At 73.5% G+C, this 16,114-nt stretch carries 16 protein-coding genes; 9 read left to right on the plus strand and 7 right to left on the minus strand.

Features of this window, described 5'->3' with window-relative positions:
• Positions 1 to 174: 174 nt before the first annotated feature.
• Genes AOM04_RS11990 through AOM04_RS12015 form a run of 6 tightly spaced genes read right to left on the minus strand, consistent with a single transcriptional unit; the run spans position 175 to position 4,817 of the window.
• The gene (locus AOM04_RS11990) at positions 175 to 657 is read right to left on the minus strand and encodes a GNAT family N-acetyltransferase (protein ID WP_062465032.1); all 483 of its coding nucleotides are present in this window, start codon (positions 655 to 657) and stop codon (positions 175 to 177) included.
• A gap of 20 nt (positions 658 to 677) precedes the next feature.
• A complete protein-coding gene (locus AOM04_RS11995; RefSeq protein WP_062465033.1) occupies positions 678 to 1,001 on the minus strand; it encodes an AzlD domain-containing protein in 324 nt (107 codons plus the stop codon).
• Entirely contained in the window at positions 998 to 1,708 is a 711-nt protein-coding gene (locus AOM04_RS12000) for an AzlC family ABC transporter permease (RefSeq protein ID WP_062465034.1), read from the minus strand. Before AOM04_RS12000 ends, AOM04_RS11995 begins: the two co-directional genes overlap by 4 nt.
• Positions 1,678 to 3,432 (minus strand): GNAT family N-acetyltransferase, encoded by a 1,755-nt coding sequence (locus tag AOM04_RS12005; RefSeq protein ID WP_062465035.1) that lies wholly within the window; start codon positions 3,430 to 3,432, stop codon positions 1,678 to 1,680. The genes AOM04_RS12000 and AOM04_RS12005 overlap by 31 nt, the downstream gene beginning before the upstream one ends.
• 55 nt (positions 3,433 to 3,487) lie before the next feature.
• Positions 3,488 to 4,012, minus strand: a complete 525-nt coding sequence (locus tag AOM04_RS12010; protein ID WP_062465036.1) for a dihydrofolate reductase — start codon at positions 4,010 to 4,012, stop codon at positions 3,488 to 3,490.
• 4 nt (positions 4,013 to 4,016) lie between these two features.
• Complete coding sequence (locus AOM04_RS12015; RefSeq protein ID WP_062465037.1) at positions 4,017 to 4,817, minus strand: thymidylate synthase; 801 nt, start codon at positions 4,815 to 4,817, stop codon at positions 4,017 to 4,019.
• A 94-nt stretch (positions 4,818 to 4,911) separates the two neighbouring features.
• Between AOM04_RS12015 and AOM04_RS12020 the strand changes: the two genes are divergently transcribed.
• The 5 genes from AOM04_RS12020 to AOM04_RS12040 all read left to right on the plus strand — a co-directional run bounded on the left by AOM04_RS12020 (position 4,912) and on the right by AOM04_RS12040 (position 12,916).
• Entirely contained in the window at positions 4,912 to 5,250 is a 339-nt protein-coding gene (locus AOM04_RS12020; RefSeq protein WP_062465038.1) for a cupin domain-containing protein, read from the plus strand.
• A 42-nt stretch (positions 5,251 to 5,292) separates the two neighbouring features.
• A complete protein-coding gene (gene dapA, locus AOM04_RS12025) occupies positions 5,293 to 6,186 on the plus strand; it encodes a 4-hydroxy-tetrahydrodipicolinate synthase (RefSeq protein WP_062465039.1) in 894 nt (297 codons plus the stop codon).
• 10 nt (positions 6,187 to 6,196) lie between these two features.
• Complete coding sequence (locus AOM04_RS12030) at positions 6,197 to 7,879, plus strand: ribonuclease J (RefSeq protein ID WP_062465040.1); 1,683 nt, start codon at positions 6,197 to 6,199, stop codon at positions 7,877 to 7,879.
• 94 nt (positions 7,880 to 7,973) lie between these two features.
• A complete protein-coding gene (locus AOM04_RS12035) occupies positions 7,974 to 10,673 on the plus strand; it encodes an FtsK/SpoIIIE family DNA translocase (RefSeq protein WP_062465041.1) in 2,700 nt (899 codons plus the stop codon).
• Positions 10,658 to 12,916, plus strand: coding sequence for a putative bifunctional diguanylate cyclase/phosphodiesterase (locus AOM04_RS12040; protein ID WP_082104627.1), 2,259 nt, complete (start codon positions 10,658 to 10,660; stop codon positions 12,914 to 12,916). The genes AOM04_RS12035 and AOM04_RS12040 overlap by 16 nt, the downstream gene beginning before the upstream one ends.
• A 28-nt stretch (positions 12,917 to 12,944) precedes the next feature.
• Here the strand turns inward: AOM04_RS12040 and AOM04_RS12045 are convergent, their stop codons facing one another.
• Entirely contained in the window at positions 12,945 to 14,276 is a 1,332-nt protein-coding gene (locus AOM04_RS12045; protein ID WP_082104628.1) for a CapA family protein, read from the minus strand.
• Positions 14,277 to 14,359: 83 nt separating this feature from the next.
• Between AOM04_RS12045 and pgsA the strand changes: the two genes are divergently transcribed.
• The 4 genes from pgsA to AOM04_RS12065 all read left to right on the plus strand — a co-directional run bounded on the left by pgsA (position 14,360) and on the right by AOM04_RS12065 (position 16,038).
• On the plus strand, positions 14,360 to 14,929 hold the full coding sequence (gene pgsA / locus AOM04_RS12050; RefSeq protein WP_169816445.1) for a CDP-diacylglycerol--glycerol-3-phosphate 3-phosphatidyltransferase: 570 nt from the start codon (positions 14,360 to 14,362) through the stop codon (positions 14,927 to 14,929).
• The gene (locus AOM04_RS12055) at positions 14,916 to 15,398 is read left to right on the plus strand and encodes a CinA family protein (RefSeq protein ID WP_062465043.1); all 483 of its coding nucleotides are present in this window, start codon (positions 14,916 to 14,918) and stop codon (positions 15,396 to 15,398) included. Before pgsA ends, AOM04_RS12055 begins: the two co-directional genes overlap by 14 nt.
• Positions 15,399 to 15,489: 91 nt before the next feature.
• Positions 15,490 to 15,801, plus strand: coding sequence for a helix-turn-helix domain-containing protein (locus tag AOM04_RS12060; RefSeq protein ID WP_062465044.1), 312 nt, complete (start codon positions 15,490 to 15,492; stop codon positions 15,799 to 15,801).
• A 3-nt stretch (positions 15,802 to 15,804) separates the two neighbouring features.
• The gene (locus tag AOM04_RS12065; RefSeq protein ID WP_062465045.1) at positions 15,805 to 16,038 is read left to right on the plus strand and encodes a DUF3046 domain-containing protein; all 234 of its coding nucleotides are present in this window, start codon (positions 15,805 to 15,807) and stop codon (positions 16,036 to 16,038) included.
• Positions 16,039 to 16,114 lie beyond the last annotated feature (76 nt).

Below are 16,114 nucleotides of genomic sequence, written 5' to 3' on the forward strand. Positions count from 1 at the left end.
CACGACCGGGTGGGAGCTGGAGATGCGCGACGGCAGGCCCTGGTTCATCCCGCCGGCATCGGTCGACCCCGCACGCACGCCCGTCCAGGGCGGGGTGGTGCGCCTCGAGATCGACCTCGACCTCGACGAACGCGACGTCGCATGACCACGGGAGAGCTCTGCCCGCGGCCGGTCTTACAGTGCGGCGCGGTACATCAGCTCGACGAGCTCGCCGTCGGGGCCCTCGAGCGTGCGGCGCAGCCCGCCCTCCGCGAGGCCCGCGGACGTCAGGAAGGCGCGGCGCGCATCGTCCGCCTCGAGGGACCAGGCGCGGACGTCGTCGCGGCCCTGGAGGCGCAGCGTGTCGATGCACGCGGAGAGCAGGCGTGAGCCGTGACCGGCGCGACGGTGCTCGGGAGCGACCTCGAGCGCCATGACCTCGCCGGGCGTGATCGCGGCGAAGCCCACGACCCGCGGGCCGTCGCACGCGACGAAGACCCGGTGGTCGCGCGACGGGGGAGCGACGATCGCCGCGGCCCACCGAGCCCGCACCTCGTCGGCAGGAAGGCCGTCGACCGCGTCGCCCATCCAGCCGCGCCACGCGGCGAGCTGGATCAGGGCGATCGCGTCCTCGTCCCCGGGGACGGCGGGGCGGGCGGAGACGTCGGCGTGGATCATGCGGACCAGCCTAGGGCGGCTCAGCCCCACCCGAGCGCGCGCAGCCCGGCCGCGACACCCGCGGCCACGGCCACCACGACGATGAAAGGCGCGCGCCGCCACAGCAGCACCGCGGCGACCGCGACGGCGGCCAGCCGCGCGTCGATCGCCAGCGTGCGCCCCGTCGCGAAGGTCTGCACCGCGACGAGCGCGGACAGCAGCGCCACCGTCACGAACGCCGCGATGCGGTGCACGCGCGGGTTCTCGAGCCACGCCTCGGGCACCGAGTGGCCCGCGAGCTTGGTCGCCCACGCGAGCACGCCCGCCCCGACGATCGCGACCCAGGTCCACGCGTACGCGCTCACTCGGGCACCTCCTCGGGTCGCGGGTGGCCCCAGCCGGCGACGATCGCGACCGCCGCGGCCGCGAGCACGGGGATGCCCGCGGGCGCCACGGGCGTGAGGGCGAGCGCGGTGACGGCCGATGCGGCGGCCACCGCCTGCGCACGGCGGTGGGCCAGGCGCGGCCACACGAGCGCGAGGAACGCCGCGGCCGCCGCCGCGTCGAGCCCCCAGTCGCGCGGATCGCCGATGCGCGCGCCCAGGAGCGCCCCGAGCACCGTGATCGCGTTCCACGCGACGAACACCCCGATGCCGGTCCACCAGAAGCCGGCGCGGCGTGCGGGGAGGTCGTCGGCGGGCTGGGCGAGCGCGACGGCGGTCGACTCGTCGATGGTGACCTGCGCCGCCGCCGCGCGCCGCCAGCCGGCGATCGGGCGCAGCACGGGCGCGAGCCCGACGCCGTAGAAGCCGTTGCGCAGCCCCAGGAACGTGGAGGTCGCGACCGCCGCCGCCGGCCCACCGCCGGCGCCCAGCACCCCGATGAACGCGAACTGCGACCCGCCGGAGAACACGAGCAGCGACAGCGCCGCGGTCTGCCACACGTCGAGACCGGCGGCCACCGCCAGTGCGCCGAAGCTCAGCCCGTACGCGCCCGTCGCGAGCGAGACCGAGACCGCCTGCTGCCGGGCCGCGTCGAGCCTCACGCGCGCCACGGGCCCTCGGCCGCCCATGCGTGCAGCGTCTCGCCGCCGCGGGTGCGCAGGCCGAGCGAGCCGTATCCGCAGCGCTCGGCAACCGCGTTCGAGCGGACGTTGCCCGGGTCGCACCAGATCTCGACCCGCGACGCGCCCGACGTCAGCGCGACCTCGGTGAGCGCACGCACCGCCTCCGAGACGAGCCCCTCGCCCTCGCGGTCCGCCGCGATCCAGTAGCCGACCTCGAGCGCGTCCGGCCCGACGCGGGTGTGGAGCCCCGCGCCGCCGATGAACGCGCCTGTCGCCCGGTCGATCATCGCGAAGCGGAACTGCTCACCGGTGTCGAAGGCCCGGCCGTACTCCGCGACCAGGTCCTCGCGCTCCGCGAGCGAGAGCGGCTCGTTCCTCGCCCACGGGATGAACGGCAGCAGGTGCGGGAGGTTGGTGAGGATCGACTCGTGCAGGGGGGCCACGTCGCCGGGCTCGTAGCGGCGCAGCACCAGCCGCTCGGTGTCGATGCGCGTCGGCACGTCCCATAGGCCCCACGCGAGGGGAAGCCCGTCGGCGTCGGCGAGGCGGGGGAAGGGCGCCGTCGCGAGCGGCTCGGCGGCGAGGGTCTCGCGCGAGGCGACCCAGCGGCGCGCCTCCTGCCCGTCGTCGGTGTCGCGCGTGAGCCCGGCGTCGGCGAAGCCGAGCCGGCGCGGCACCGCCTCGGAGCGGGCGTTCGACGGCCGATGGAAGATCTCGACGGTCTCCGCGCCCGCGTACGCGAGCCCCACGCGCGTGAGCGCCGCGGCGGCCTCGCTCACGAGGCCGCGGCCCTCGTGCTCCGCGTCGATCCAGTAGCCGATCTCGAGCCCCGGCCGGTCGTCGAGCGGGTGCAGGCCGATGCTGCCCAGGTACGCGCCGCCGTCCCGGTCGAACATCCCCATGAGAAACTCGATCCCCGCCTCGTGGTGGGCGATGTTGAGCGCGATCTTAGCGGCGCGCTGCTCGGGGGTCTTGGGCTCGTCCTTTGCCCACGCGAGGTGGCGCACCAGGTGCTCGCGGTTCGCCGCGATCACGCGCGACACCTCGGGGGCATCCTCGGGGCGGAACCGGCGGATCACCAGCCGCTCGGTCTCGACGCGCGCCGGCACGTCCCAGACGGGCCACGCGAGCGTCGCGCCGTCGGCGTCGCGCAGCGTCGGCAGGGGCGCGGAGGCCAGCGGGTCGCGCGTCAGCGTCGCGACGTCGGCGACCCAGCGCTCCGCCGCGGGACCGTGCTCGTCCGCGTCGGCGAGGCCCTCGTGCGTGAAGCCCGCGCGACGGGGGACCGCTTCCGAGCGCACGTTCTCCGGCGCGTGATAGATCTCGACGCGCCGTGCCCCCGCGTACAGGAGCGCCACGGCGGTCTGCGCCACCACAGCCTCGGTCACCAGCCCGCGCCCCTCGTGGGCCGCCGCGATCCAGTACCCGATCTCGAGCACGCCCGGACCACGGCGCGTGTGGAAGCCCGCGCCGCCGACGTACTCGCCCGTCGCCGCGTCGAAGATCCCCATGGGGAAGTCCTCGCCCGCCTCGTGCTGCGCGATGAACGTCGCGACCGTGGCCGCCCGCTCCTCCTCGCTCACCGGCTCGGCGCGCGCCCACGGCAGGAAGCGCTCCAGGTGAGAACGGTTCGCCGGGATGACGCGCGACATCGCCTCCGCGTCCTCGGGGACGTAGCGGCGGATCACGAGCCGCTCGGTCTCGATGCGCGCGGGGACGGTCCAGGTCATGGCGTTCATCCTGGCACCCGTGCGCGGGGCCATGGTGCCGCGCGGCGGCACCGGCTCAGTCCTGGCGGTGGCCCTCCGCGGGCACGTAGGTCACGAAGCGGTAGCGAAGCCCCGACGCGGACACGGCGGGCTCGGTGGAGGCGTCGACCGCCCAGTTGTCGGCCGTGAGGTCGGGAGCGAACGTGTCGCCCTCCACCACCGCGTCGATCTCCGTGATCTCGAGCGCCTCGGCCACCGCGAGCGCCTCGGCGAACAGGCCCGCCCCGCCGATCACCCAGCGCACGCCCGCGGGCGCGTGCTCCGCCGCGACGGCCAGCGCATCGTCCAGGGACGATGCGCGGAAGGCCCCCTCGGGAGCGTCACCCGAGGTGACCACGACGTTGACGCGGCCTGGCAGGGGACGGAAGCGCGGGGGCAGCGACTCCCACGTGCGCCGGCCCATGATGACGGTGTGCCCGCGCGTGAGCGCCTGGAAGTGCGCGAGGTCCTCGGGCAGGTGCCACGGCATGGCGCCGTCGAGGCCGATCACCGGGCGCCCGTGGACGTCCCTGGCCTGTGCCCAGACCGCCTTGACCGTCACGCGCTCAGACCGCCACGGGCGCCTTGATGCCCGGGTGGTGCTGGTAGTTCTCGATCACCACGTCCTCGATGTCGTAGTCGAACAGCGAGTCCCGCGGCGCGAGGCGCAGCGTCGGGTAGGGGAAGGGCTCGCGCGCGAGCTGGCGCTCCACCTGCTCGACGTGGTTGGAGTAGATGTGGCAGTCGCCGCCCGTCCACACGAAGTCGCCGACCTCGAGCCCGGTCTGTGCGGCGATCATGTGGGTGAGCAACGCGTAGGACGCGATGTTGAACGGCACGCCCAGGAACAGGTCCGCCGATCGCTGGTACAGCTGGCACGAGAGCCTGCCGTCCGCGACGTAGAACTGGAAGAGCGCGTGACAGGGGGCGAGCGCCATCTGCGGGATGTCGGCGACGTTCCACGCGGATACGACGAGGCGCCGCGAGTCCGGGTTGGAACGGATCTGCTCGACGATCTCGGTGATCTGGTCGATGTGGCCGCCGTCCGGCGCGGGCCAGGACCGCCACTGGTGGCCGTATACCGGCCCGAGCTCGCCGTCCGCGTCCGCCCACTCGTCCCAGATGGTGATGCCGCGCTCCTGCAGCCAGCGCACGTTGGTGTCGCCGCGCAGGAACCACAGCAGCTCGCCCACGATGGAGCGCGTGTGCACGCGCTTGGTGGTGAGGAGCGGGAAGCCCTGAGACAGGTCGTAGCGGATCTGGCGGCCGAACACCGAGACGGTGCCGGTGCCGGTCCGGTCGCCCTTGGGGGTGCCGGTGGCCAGCACCTCGCGCAGCAGGTCCTCGTACGGGGTGGGGATGGTCACGGGTCCAGGGTACGGCGCGCCCCCGACATCGCCCCGTACGCCGTGCGGGCCGGCGGACGATGCGCTTGACTGGCGGGGACGGACGGAGCCTCGCATGGAACCGGAGAACCTGGCCGATGTGGTCGACGCGCAGCTCGAGCTCGCCCGCGCATCGTCCAGCGGCCGCCACTCCGTCACCCTCATGGGCGGCCGCGGCAGCGACCTGCGGCAGACCGTCATCGCGCTCGCGGCCGGGAACCGCCTTCACGACCACGAGAGCCCGGGGGAGGCGACGCTCCACGTGCTGAGCGGCGAGGTCGAGCTCACCACCGCGACCGCAGGCGCCACGCTCGAGCCGGGCGACTACCTGGTCATCCCTCCGGAACGCCACGGGCTCGAGGCGCTCACGGACTGCGCGGTGCTGCTCACCGTGGCGACGCGCGCGGACGCCTGACCGTGACCGCGGGCCACCCGCCGCGCGCGATAGGTTGACCCCATGACTTCCGACATGCGCCCCTTCGGCACTGTGCTGACCGCGATGGTCACCCCGATGCATGAGGGAGGCGCCCTGGACCTCAAGGCGGCCCAGGACCTCGCGAAGTTCCTCGTCGCGCACGGCTCGGACGGCCTGGTGCTGTCCGGCACCACGGGCGAGGCGCCCACCACGCACGCACCCGAGAAGGTGGACCTCATCGTCGCGGTGCGGGAGGCGGTCGGCCCGGACGTGCGCATCCTGACGGGCGCGGGCTCGAACGACACGGCTCATGCCGTGCGCATGGCCGAGCAGGGCGAGGAGGCGGGCGCCGACGGCATCCTTGCGCTCACGCCCTACTACTCCAAGCCCACGCAGGCGGGCGTCGTCGCTCACTTCCGCGCGATCCTCGGCGCGACCGGGCTGCCGGCGATGCTCTACGACATCCCGGGCCGCACGGGTCTCGCCATCTCCGACGATACGTACGACGTGCTCGCGGACCACCCGCGTGTCGTCGCGGTCAAGGACGCGACCGGCGCCGTCGAGGCCGCCAAGGCGCGCCTCGAGCGCACGGGTCTCGCCTGGTACTCCGGCGACGACCCGCTCACCCTCGACTTCCTCCGGGCCGGCGCCGTGGGCGTCGTGTCCGTCTCGTCCCACGTGGTGGGCAACGAGATCGCGGCGATGATCGCCGCGCACGATGCGGGCGACACCGCGGAGGCCGAGCGCCTCCACGAGTCCCTGCTCCCGGTGCACGAGGCCGTGTTCTCCGGCCCCGGCGCCATCACCGCGAAGTCCGCGATGCACTGGCTCGGCGTGATCCCGAGCCGCGCGATGCGGCTTCCCCTGCTTCCCCTCACGTCGGACGAGCACGACGCGCTGATCTCGCGCCTCGAGGCCGCCGGCATCCACCCCTGACGGAGACCGCATGACCTTCAACCCCGACCTGCTCCCGCCGCCCGCGCTCGAGAAGGGCACCCTCCGGCTCGTGCCGCTCGGCGGCCTCGGCGAGGTGGGCCGCAACATGCACGTCCTCGAGTACGACGGCCGCCTGCTCGTCATCGACTGCGGCGTGCTGTTCCCCGAGGACCACCAGCCCGGCGTCGACCTGATCCTGCCGGACTTCGGCTACATCGAGGACCGCCTCGACGACATCGAGGCGATCGTGCTCACGCACGGACACGAGGACCACATCGGCGCGGTCCCGTACCTGCTGCGCATGCGCCGCGACATCCCGATCCTGGGCTCGCAGCTCACCCTCGCGTTCGTCGAGGCGAAGCTCAAGGAGCACCGCATCAACCCGGTGACGCTCGCCGTGAAGGAGGGCCAGCGCGAGCAGCTCGGGGCGTTCGACCTCGAGTTCCTCGCCGTCAACCACTCCATCCCCGACGCGCTCGCGGTGTTCGTCCGCACGCCCGCCGGCACCGTGCTCAACACGGGCGACTTCAAGATGGACCAGCTGCCGCTCGACGGCCGCATCACGGACCTGCGCGGCTTCGCCCGCCTCGGCGAGGAGGGTGTGGACCTGTTCCAGGTCGACTCCACCAACGCCGAGGTGCCGGGCTTCACGACCGCCGAGGTCGAGATCGGCCCCGTGCTCGACCGCCTGTTCCAGACCGCCACCGGCCGCATCGTCGTCGCGTCGTTCGCGAGCCACGTCCACCGCGTCCAGCAGGTCATCGACGCGGCGGAGGCGCACCAGCGCAAGGTCGCGTTCGTGGGCCGCTCGATGGTGCGCAACATGGGCATCGCGGCCGACATGGGCTACCTGCGCGTGCCCGACGGCATCCTCGTCGACCCGAAGAAGGCCGACGACATGCCGGGCGAGCAGGTCGTCTACATGTCCACCGGATCCCAGGGCGAGCCGATGGCCGCGCTCAGCCGCATGGCCACCGGCGACCACAAGGTCACCGTCGGCGAGGGCGACCTGGTGATCCTTGCCTCGTCCCTCATCCCGGGCAACGAGAACGCGGTCTTCCGCGTCATCAACGGGCTGATGCGCCTCGGCGCGACCGTCGTCCACCAGGGCAGCGCCCGCGTGCACGTCTCCGGCCACGCCAGCGCGGGCGAGCTGCTCTACTGCTACAACATCCTGCGCCCGCGGAACGTCATGCCGATCCACGGCGAGGTGCGCCACCTGCTCGCCAACGGCGCGCTCGCCATGAGGACCGGCGTCCCGCGCGACAACGTCATGTTCGCGGAGAACGGCACCGTCGTGGACCTCAAGGACGGCGTCGCGCGCGTCGTCGGCGCCGTCGAGGTGCACAACGTCTACGTCGACGGCTCGTCCATCGGCGAGATCACCGACGCCGAGCTCAAGGACCGTCGGATCCTGTCGGAGGAGGGCTTCGTGTCCGTCTTCGCGGTCGTCGACTCCTCCAACGGTCGCGTCGTGAGCGGCCCCGAGGTCCACGCCCGCGGCCTCGCCGAGGACGACTCGGTGTTCGACACGATCCTTCCCGAGATCAAGAAGGCCATCGAGGAGGCCGCCAAGGGCGGCTCCACCGACACCCACCAGCTGCAGCAGGTCGCGCGCCGCGTCCTCGGCCGCTTCGTGGGCACCAAGCTGCGCCGCCGCCCGATGATCATCCCGGTGGTCGTCGAGGCGTGAGCCGAGCCCCGCATCGTCCCTCCGGGGGACGATGCGGGGGCCGGGCGGGGTGGCAACCCGCCGCCGTCGGTGGGTCGCGCTACCGTGCTGTGCCATGGCACAGACACGACAGTCCCGACCCGCGCCGAGGACGCAGCAAGCTCGACGGCCCGCGTCGAGCCGCTCCTCCGCGCAGGCCAAGCGCCGCCCGCCGGCGCTGCTGCGTGCCCTGCGCGCGATCGGCAAGGGAACGGCGAACGCGGTCGGCTCCGCCGTGCGTGGCATCGGCCACGGCGCGCGCGACGTGCCGCCCGCGGTCCGTCGCGACGGGGCAGCGATCATCCTCGTCATCCTCGCGATCCTCATCGCCGCGCGCGAGTGGTTCCAGCTGACGAGCTGGGCGGGCACCGCGATCCACTGGGCCGGCGCCGGCCTGTTCGGCGTGCTCGCGTACGGGCTGCCGGTGGTCCTCATGGTCCTCGCCGTGCGCCTCATGCGCGCCCCGCAGGAGCAGAACGCGAACCACCGCATCACCCTCGGCGCGCTCGCGCTCGCCATCACGCTCGACGGCATCATCCACATCGCGCACGGGCGCCCGAGCCTGCACGACGGTCTCGCGGGGCTGCAGGCGGCCGGCGGCGTGATCGGGCTCGCGGTCGGCACGCCGCTCGCGGCGCTGGTCACCGCGCCCCTCGCGGTGGTGGTGCTGGTGCTCCTCGCGCTGCTCTCGCTCCTGGTCATCGCCGGGATCTCGGTGCGCGAGGCCGCGCAGTGGGTGGGCGAGGTGGTCGAGAAGGTCCGCGAGGGCCACGACCACGACGACGCCGACGGCGACGACGCGCTCGACCTGCCCGAGCACCGCACGCTCGAGCGCAAGGGCGAGCGCGCCCCCAAGGAGCCGAAGGAGCCCAGGACCAAGGGCCGCGCGAAGCGCATGCTGGACAAGGCGCTGCACGGCGAGGAGCCGGATCCCACGCAGGTCATCGACGCGTACGAGGCCGACGAGGCGTTCGACAAGGCCGCGACCGTCGAGCCCGCGGCGGCACCCGGCCGCGAGGAGTCGCGCCGCGCCGTGACGGAGCAGATCTCCCCGTACGCCGTCGGCGAGGAGCCCGCGCCGTGGGACGCTCCCGACGCGTCCGCATGGGACGAGCCCGCGCCCTGGGACGAAGCGCCCGCGGGGCCCGACGCCGCCACCACCCTCATCGAGGTCCCCGGCGAGGTCCACGCGCCCCCGGCCACGCACATCGTCCCCGCGGGGGAGCAGGGCGAGCTCGAGAGCACCGTCCCCTACGCGCTGCCGCCGCTCGACCTCCTCATCCAGGGCGCGCCTCACAAGGAGCGCTCCGCCGCGAACGACCGCGTGGTCGCGTCGCTGCGCGACGTCCTCGACCAGTTCGGCGTGGACGCCGAGGTCACCGGCTTCACGCGCGGCCCGACCGTCACCCGCTACGAGGTGGAGCTCGGCGCGGGCGTGAAGGTCGAGAAGATCACGCAGCTGAGCAAGAACATCGCCTACGCGGTCGCCAGCGCGGACGTGCGCATCCTGTCGCCCATCCCCGGCAAGTCCGCGATCGGCATCGAGATCCCCAACGTCGACCGCGAGACGGTCGCGCTGGGCGACGTGCTGCGCTCGCCCGTGGCCGCGCGCAACGACCACCCCATGTCGATCGGCATCGGCAAGGACGTCGAGGGCGGCTACGTCATGGCCAACCTCGCGAAGATGCCCCACCTGCTCGTCGCGGGTGCGACGGGCGCGGGAAAGTCGTCGTTCGTCAACTCGATGATCACGTCGATCCTCATGCGGGCCACGCCCAACGAGGTGCGCATGGTGCTCGTCGACCCCAAGCGCGTCGAGCTCACCATCTACGAGGGTATCCCGCACCTCATCACGCCCATCATCACCGACCCCAAGAAGGCCGCGCAGGCCCTCGAGTGGGTGGTGAAGGAGATGGACATGCGCTACGACGACCTGGCGCTGTTCGGCTTCAAGCACATCGACGACTTCAACAAGGCCGTCCGCGCGGGCAAGGTCAAGCCGCTGCCCGGGTCCGAGCGCCGCATCAAGACGTACCCCTACCTGCTCGTGATCGTCGACGAGCTCGCGGACCTCATGATGGTCGCCCCGCGCGACGTCGAGGAGTCCATCCAGCGCATCACGCAGCTCGCCCGCGCGGCCGGCATCCACCTCGTCCTCGCGACGCAGCGCCCGTCGGTCGACATCATCACGGGCACGATCAAGGCCAACGTGCCGTCGCGCCTGGCGTTCGCGACGTCGTCGCTCGCCGACTCGCGCGTCGTCCTCGACATGCCCGGCGCCGAGAAGCTCATCGGGCAGGGCGACGCCCTGTTCATGCCGATGGGGGAGTCCAAGCCGATGCGCGTGCAGGGCTCGTGGGTCACCGAGACCGAGATCCACAACGCCGTCGAGCACTCCAAGCGCCAGGGCGACCCCGACTACCGCGACGACGTGCTGCAGCCCGCGCAGGGCCCCGCGGCCGTGGCCGAGGACATCGGCGACGACCTCGACGACCTCCTCGCGGCCGCCGAGCTGGTCATCACGACCCAGCTCGGCTCGACGTCGATGCTGCAGCGCAAGCTCAAGATGGGCTTCGCGAAGGCCGGCCGCCTCATGGACCTCCTCGAGACCCGCGAGATCGTGGGCCCGTCGCAGGGATCGAAGGCTCGTGACGTATTGGTCACACCTGACGAACTTGCGTCCACTCTTGCTGTCCTACGAGGGGAGTCGGGCGCTACGGTGGGCTCGATCACCGCATACGACGAGCCTGAGGACGGGGAATGGGCGGAGTCCTAGACCTGTTCGCGCAGCCGGCGTTCATCGCCGCGCTCGGCGCGCTCCTCATCATGCTCGCGCTCAGCGCGTTCTACTTCTTCTGGCGATCGGGGCGCGAGCGGGCGGCCCGCGACTCGGCGCTCGCGCAGGAGCGGTCGCTGCGCCGCCAGTTCGACGCGGTCATGAGCTCGTCGCGCGACGGCGTCATCATCGTCACCCCGACGGGCGAGGTCGCGCTGATCTCGGATCTCGCCTGCGCGATCCTGGGGCTGCGGCCCGCGGACACCGTCGGCATGGCGCTCACCCGCCTGCCGGTGCGCGCGGTCGACGCCCACATGCGGCCCATGCTCCCGGGCGAGGCGTTCTCCCGCACCGAGGACGGCCGGCCTCGCGTGGTCGGCGTGCCCGGACGTCGCGGCGTCGACGACATCCGCTGGCTCCACGTCCGCTCGCGCCAGGTGGACGATGCGAACGGCGGCCGGTCGCTCAGCGTCGTCACCGTGATGGACACCACGGGGCTGCGCGAGGCAGCCGAGGCGCTCAGCCGGTCCGACGCGCAGTTCCGCCGCGCGATGGAGAACGCGCCCACCGGCATGGCGCTCGTCGACCTCGAGTGGCGCCTCATGGAGGTCAACCGCGCCTTCGCGGAGATGATGGGCTCGACCGTCGCGGCGCTGCGGGGCACCCCGTTCAGCGCCCTGTCGCACCCGCAGGACCTCCACGCCGAGCGCGACCAGCTCCAGCGGCTGTACGAGGGCCACCAGAACCACTTCTCCGTCGAGAAGCGCTACGTCAAGACCGACGGCAACGTCGTGTGGGCCGTCCTCGACGTCGGCCTGGTCCGCTACGCGGGTGGCGCCCCCGACCACTACGTGGTCCACGTCCGCGACACCACCGAGGTCCGCATGCGCTCCGAGCTCATGCAGCACCGCGCGATGCACGACCCGCTCACGGGCCTCGCGAACCGCAACCTGTTCCACGAGGTGCTGGCCGACCTGCTCGCGCAGCCCGACGCGGACTCCCGCGTCGGCGTCATCGCCGTCGACCTCGACGGCTTCAAGGGCCTCAACGACCGCTTCGGCCACGCGATCGGCGACAACGCGCTCGTCCACGTCGCGGGCGTGCTGCGCGCCGCGACGGGCGGCCGCGGCACGGTGGCCCGCCTGGGCGGCGACGAGTTCGTCATCGCGGTGCAGGACCCGGACTGCTCCAAGGCCCTGTTCGACATCGCGGCCGCGATCCACGACGGCCTGCGCGCCCCGCTCGCGGTCAAGCGCCACCAGATCCAGCTGGCGGCATCGCTGGGCATCGCGATGGCGGACGAGGAGACGGCCGCCGGCGGGGGAGCGGCGCTGCTGAGCGCCGCCGACGCCGCGATGTATCGGGCCAAGGCCGCCGGCAAGAGCCGCACCGAGGTGTTCGAGCCGTCGATGCGCACCGCGGACGACAACCAGACCGCGCTCGCCGCGGAGCTCGCGCGCGCGATCGAGAACGGCGACCTGGTGCTCCACTACCAGCCCATCCTCGAGCTGACGAGCCGGACGGTGGTCGGGTACGAGGCGCTCGTGCGCTGGCAGCACCCCACCCGGGGGCTCCTCCTGCCGGGCGCGTTCCTGCCGCTCATCGACGACCGCGGCCTCGCCAGCACCCTGGGCGCGGCGCTCGTCGAGCAGGCCGCGCAGTTCCTCGAGCGCTCGCCCTCCGACACGGTGTGGGTGTCCCTCAACGTCTCCGCCGACCAGCTGGGCGACTCGGCCTTCGCGGACGGGGTGCTCGCCGCGATCGGGCGTCACCACCTCAGCCCGCAGCGCATGGTCATCGAGCTGACCGAGGCGTCGATCGTCGCCCCCAACACGCGCGTGCGCCACGAGCTCACCGAGCTTCGGAACGCCGGCGTGCCGATCCTCCTCGACGACTTCGGCACGGGCGTGTCCCCGCTGTCGTACCTGCGCGACCTGCCGGTGTCGGGCGTCAAGCTCGACATGTCCTTCGTCGCCGGGATCCCCGAGGACCCCGCCGGCGCCCGCGTGTCCCGCGCGCTCGGCGCGCTGGCCCGCGAGCTGGGCCTCGCGACCATCGCCGAGGGCATCGAGACCGAGGCTCAGGCACAGTTCCTCGCGGACTGCGGCTGGCGGTACGGGCAGGGGTGGCTGTTCGGCGTCGCGCAGCCCGCCGCGACCGCCCTGTCGCAGCACCCGCACACGGGCACGAGCCTCATCGACCCGCGCCCCGCGGAGCCCGAGCCGGTGCTCGGCGACCGCTGATCGCCGACCCGCCGCCGCATCGTCGCCGCTAGGAGGACTTCGCGGCGCGCGTCGTCGTGACCTCGTCGGCCAGCGCCGTCACCGGGGCGTCGACCTCGGGCGCCTCCTCGCCCGCGGCCGCGCGGACCGCGGCCAGCCGCGTCGCGACCTCGGCCGCGCTCAGCGTGCCCGCCCCGTCGGGGATGTCGGTGAGGACGTGCATCGCGTGGGAGTCGCGGCGGTCGACGGTGATCGGCGTCCAGCCGACGTCGACCGCGACGGCGCCGTCCGGGTCCACCGTGAACGTCGCGCTCAGCAGCTCGCCGCTCGCCGTGTCCGCCACACAGCACCATCCGTCCTGGTTCGACAGGAAGTTGCCGAGCCCGAACGCCGTCCACATGCCCGTGCCGGACGGGCCGCCGGGCAGCAGCTCGATCGGCTGCGGCACGTGGGCGTGGTGGCCGATGTAGAGGTCCACCTGGCCCGACCTCGCGATCTGGCGGGCGATCTCGCGCTGCGCGTCGGTGGGGGCCGTGCGGTACTCGACGCAGCAGTGCACGGACGCGACGACCACGTCGGCGCCGGCCCTGCGGGCCTTCTTCGCCGCCGCGATGATCGGTGACGCGTCGGCGGCGTCCGCGTCGAACAGGTTCACCTCCCACGGGTGCGCGACCGGCATCCCGTTGGTGCCGTACGCGAAGCTGACGTGCGCGACGCGCACCGTGCGGTCGCCCGCGCGCACGTCGTAGAAGGCGGTCTGGGCGGCCTCGTCGGCGTCGCGCGCCGTCCCGGCGTGCTGCAGGCCGTTGCGCTCGAAGGCCGCCAGCGTGGCGTCGACGCCCGCCGTGCCGCGGTCCACGCTGTGGTTCGATGCGGTCGAGCAGCCGTCCCAGCCGACCGCCGCGAGGTCCCGCACGAGCGCGGACGGGGCGGAGAAGATCGGGTAGCCCGACGGCGCGACGCCCTTCGGCGCGACGGGCACCTCCATGTGGCAGATCGCGACGTCGGCGCCCTCGATGTAGGGCCGGACGCCCGTCATCAGGGCGGTGAAGTCGTAGCCGCCCGCCGTGCTCGCGGAGTCGTCGACGGGCGTGTGCGGCAGCACGTCGCCCGCCGCGACAAGCGTGAACCGCACGGGCTCGGGCGGCTCCGGCGACGGCGTCACGCTCACGCTCGGCTCGGGGCTGGGCGTGCGGGTGGACGATGCGACCGGCGCCGCGATCTCCGTCGGTGCCGCGGCGACGGTGTCGGCGGGGGACAGCTGCCGCGCGCTCAGGAGCCCCGCCGAGAAGCCGGCGGCGGCGACCAGCACCGCGACCGCGGCCGAGGCCAGGCGGGCGCCGCGACGGCGCGCGTGACCGGGTCCGACGAGAGGGGGCATGCGTCGATTATCCCGCCGCCGGACGCGCCTCCGTGCGCGCTCGGGCGCGCGCCGCGACCCGTCGCGCGCATTAGGGTGTGTCCGTGACCTCCGCAGTGCCCAACGCGCTCACCGTCGTGCGCCTCGTGCTCGTGCCGGTGGTGCTCGTGCTGCTCGCGGCAGACGGCGGCGCCGACGGCCCCGCCCGCACGTGGGCGCTCATCCTCTTCATGATCGCCGCGGCGACCGACTTCCTCGACGGCTACCTCGCGCGCCGCTGGGCGGTGGTGAGCCCGTTCGGCAAGCTCGCCGACCCGATCGCCGACAAGGCGCTCGTGCTGGGCGTGCTCGTGGTGCTCGTCGCGGTCGACGGGATCCCGTGGTGGCCGGTCGCGATCATCGCCGTCCGCGAGATCTGGGTGACCGTGGGCCGCCTCCTCGTCGCCTCCGACACGGTCATCGCGGCCTCGCCCGGCGGCAAGCTCAAGACCATGGCCCAGCTCCTCGCGATCTGGCTCTACCTGCTGCCGGGCACGCCGGCGTGGGTCGACGACGCCGCATGGTGGGTCCTCCTCGTCGCGACGGCGCTCGCCCTCGTCACCGGTGTCGACTACACCGTGAAGATCCTGCAGGCGGCGCGCGCGTCACGGACGGGCGGACGTGCCTCGGCCTGACGACGTGGTCGCGCGGCTGCGGGAGGCGGGCGTGACGATCGCGACGGCGGAGTCGCTCACCGGCGGCGCGCTGTGCGCTGCCCTCGTGTCCGTCCCGGGCGCCTCGGCGGTGGTGCGCGGCGGCATCGTCGCCTACACAGGCGACATGAAGGCGCGGCTCCTCGGCGTGGATCCCGACCTCATCGCGCGCGCGGGGCTGGTCTCCGCGGACGTCGCCGAGGCGATGGCCCGCGGGGTCCGCGACGCGACGGGCGCCGTCCTCGGCGTCGCGACCACGGGCGCGGCCGGCCCGGAGGCGCACGACGGCGCCCCGCCCGGGCGCGCCCACGTCGCCGTCGCGGGTCCGGCCGGCGCGGCGAGCCGCCTGGTCGAGATCGACGGCGACCGCGACGCGGTGCGCGCCGGCGCGGTCGACGCCGCGCTCGGACTGGTGCTTGCGTCCCTTGCGCGGGATGTCACCTCGCTGTAACAGGCACGCGACCGGGTCGGAACAAGCCTGGGGTATGGTGCGTTGTGTCAGCATGGATCAGGGCCGGATGACGACGATGAGGGGAGGGCGCATGCCCGTGCTTCGCAACGAGATCGGCGAGGTGCTGCGTGACGCGCGCCTGACGCAGGGCAAGACCCTGCGCGACATCTCCTCGGGCGCGCGCGTGTCCCTCGGCTACCTGTCCGAGGTCGAGCGCGGCCAGAAGGAGGCCTCGTCCGAGCTCCTCGCGTCGATCTGCGATGCCCTGGACATGCCCATGTCGACCATCCTGCGCGAGGTGTCCGACCGCTTCGCCGCGGCCGAGTCGCTCTCCGCCGTGCCCGTCATGCCGGCGATCCCCGACACCGTGCCCGAGCTGCTCAGCTCGATGCGCTCCCGGTAGGGCGTGCGGCTCAGCGAGCTCTGGTCCCTGGCCGACGCGGTCTTCGGGCCCGCCTACTCGCGCACCCTCGCGCGCGAGCTCGCGCTCACCGGGCTCGACTCCCTCACGCCCGCCCAGGCGCTCGAGGCGGGCGTGCCCCCGCGCGACGTGTGGCACGCGTGGTGCGAGGAGATGAGCGTGCCGCTCGACCGCCGCGACGGCGGCGACGACCGCCGCATGGTGCCGCCGCCCCGCTGAGCCCGCCGCGCATCGTCCGGCGCGACGCTCCGGCGTGTCGTTCGCGCTCGAACAAGCGTTCGATTACTGTGGTCCC

It is taken from the genome of Demequina soli, assembly GCF_000971195.1.
In the GTDB taxonomy this organism is placed as follows: Bacteria; Actinomycetota; Actinomycetes; order Actinomycetales; family Demequinaceae; genus Demequina; species Demequina soli.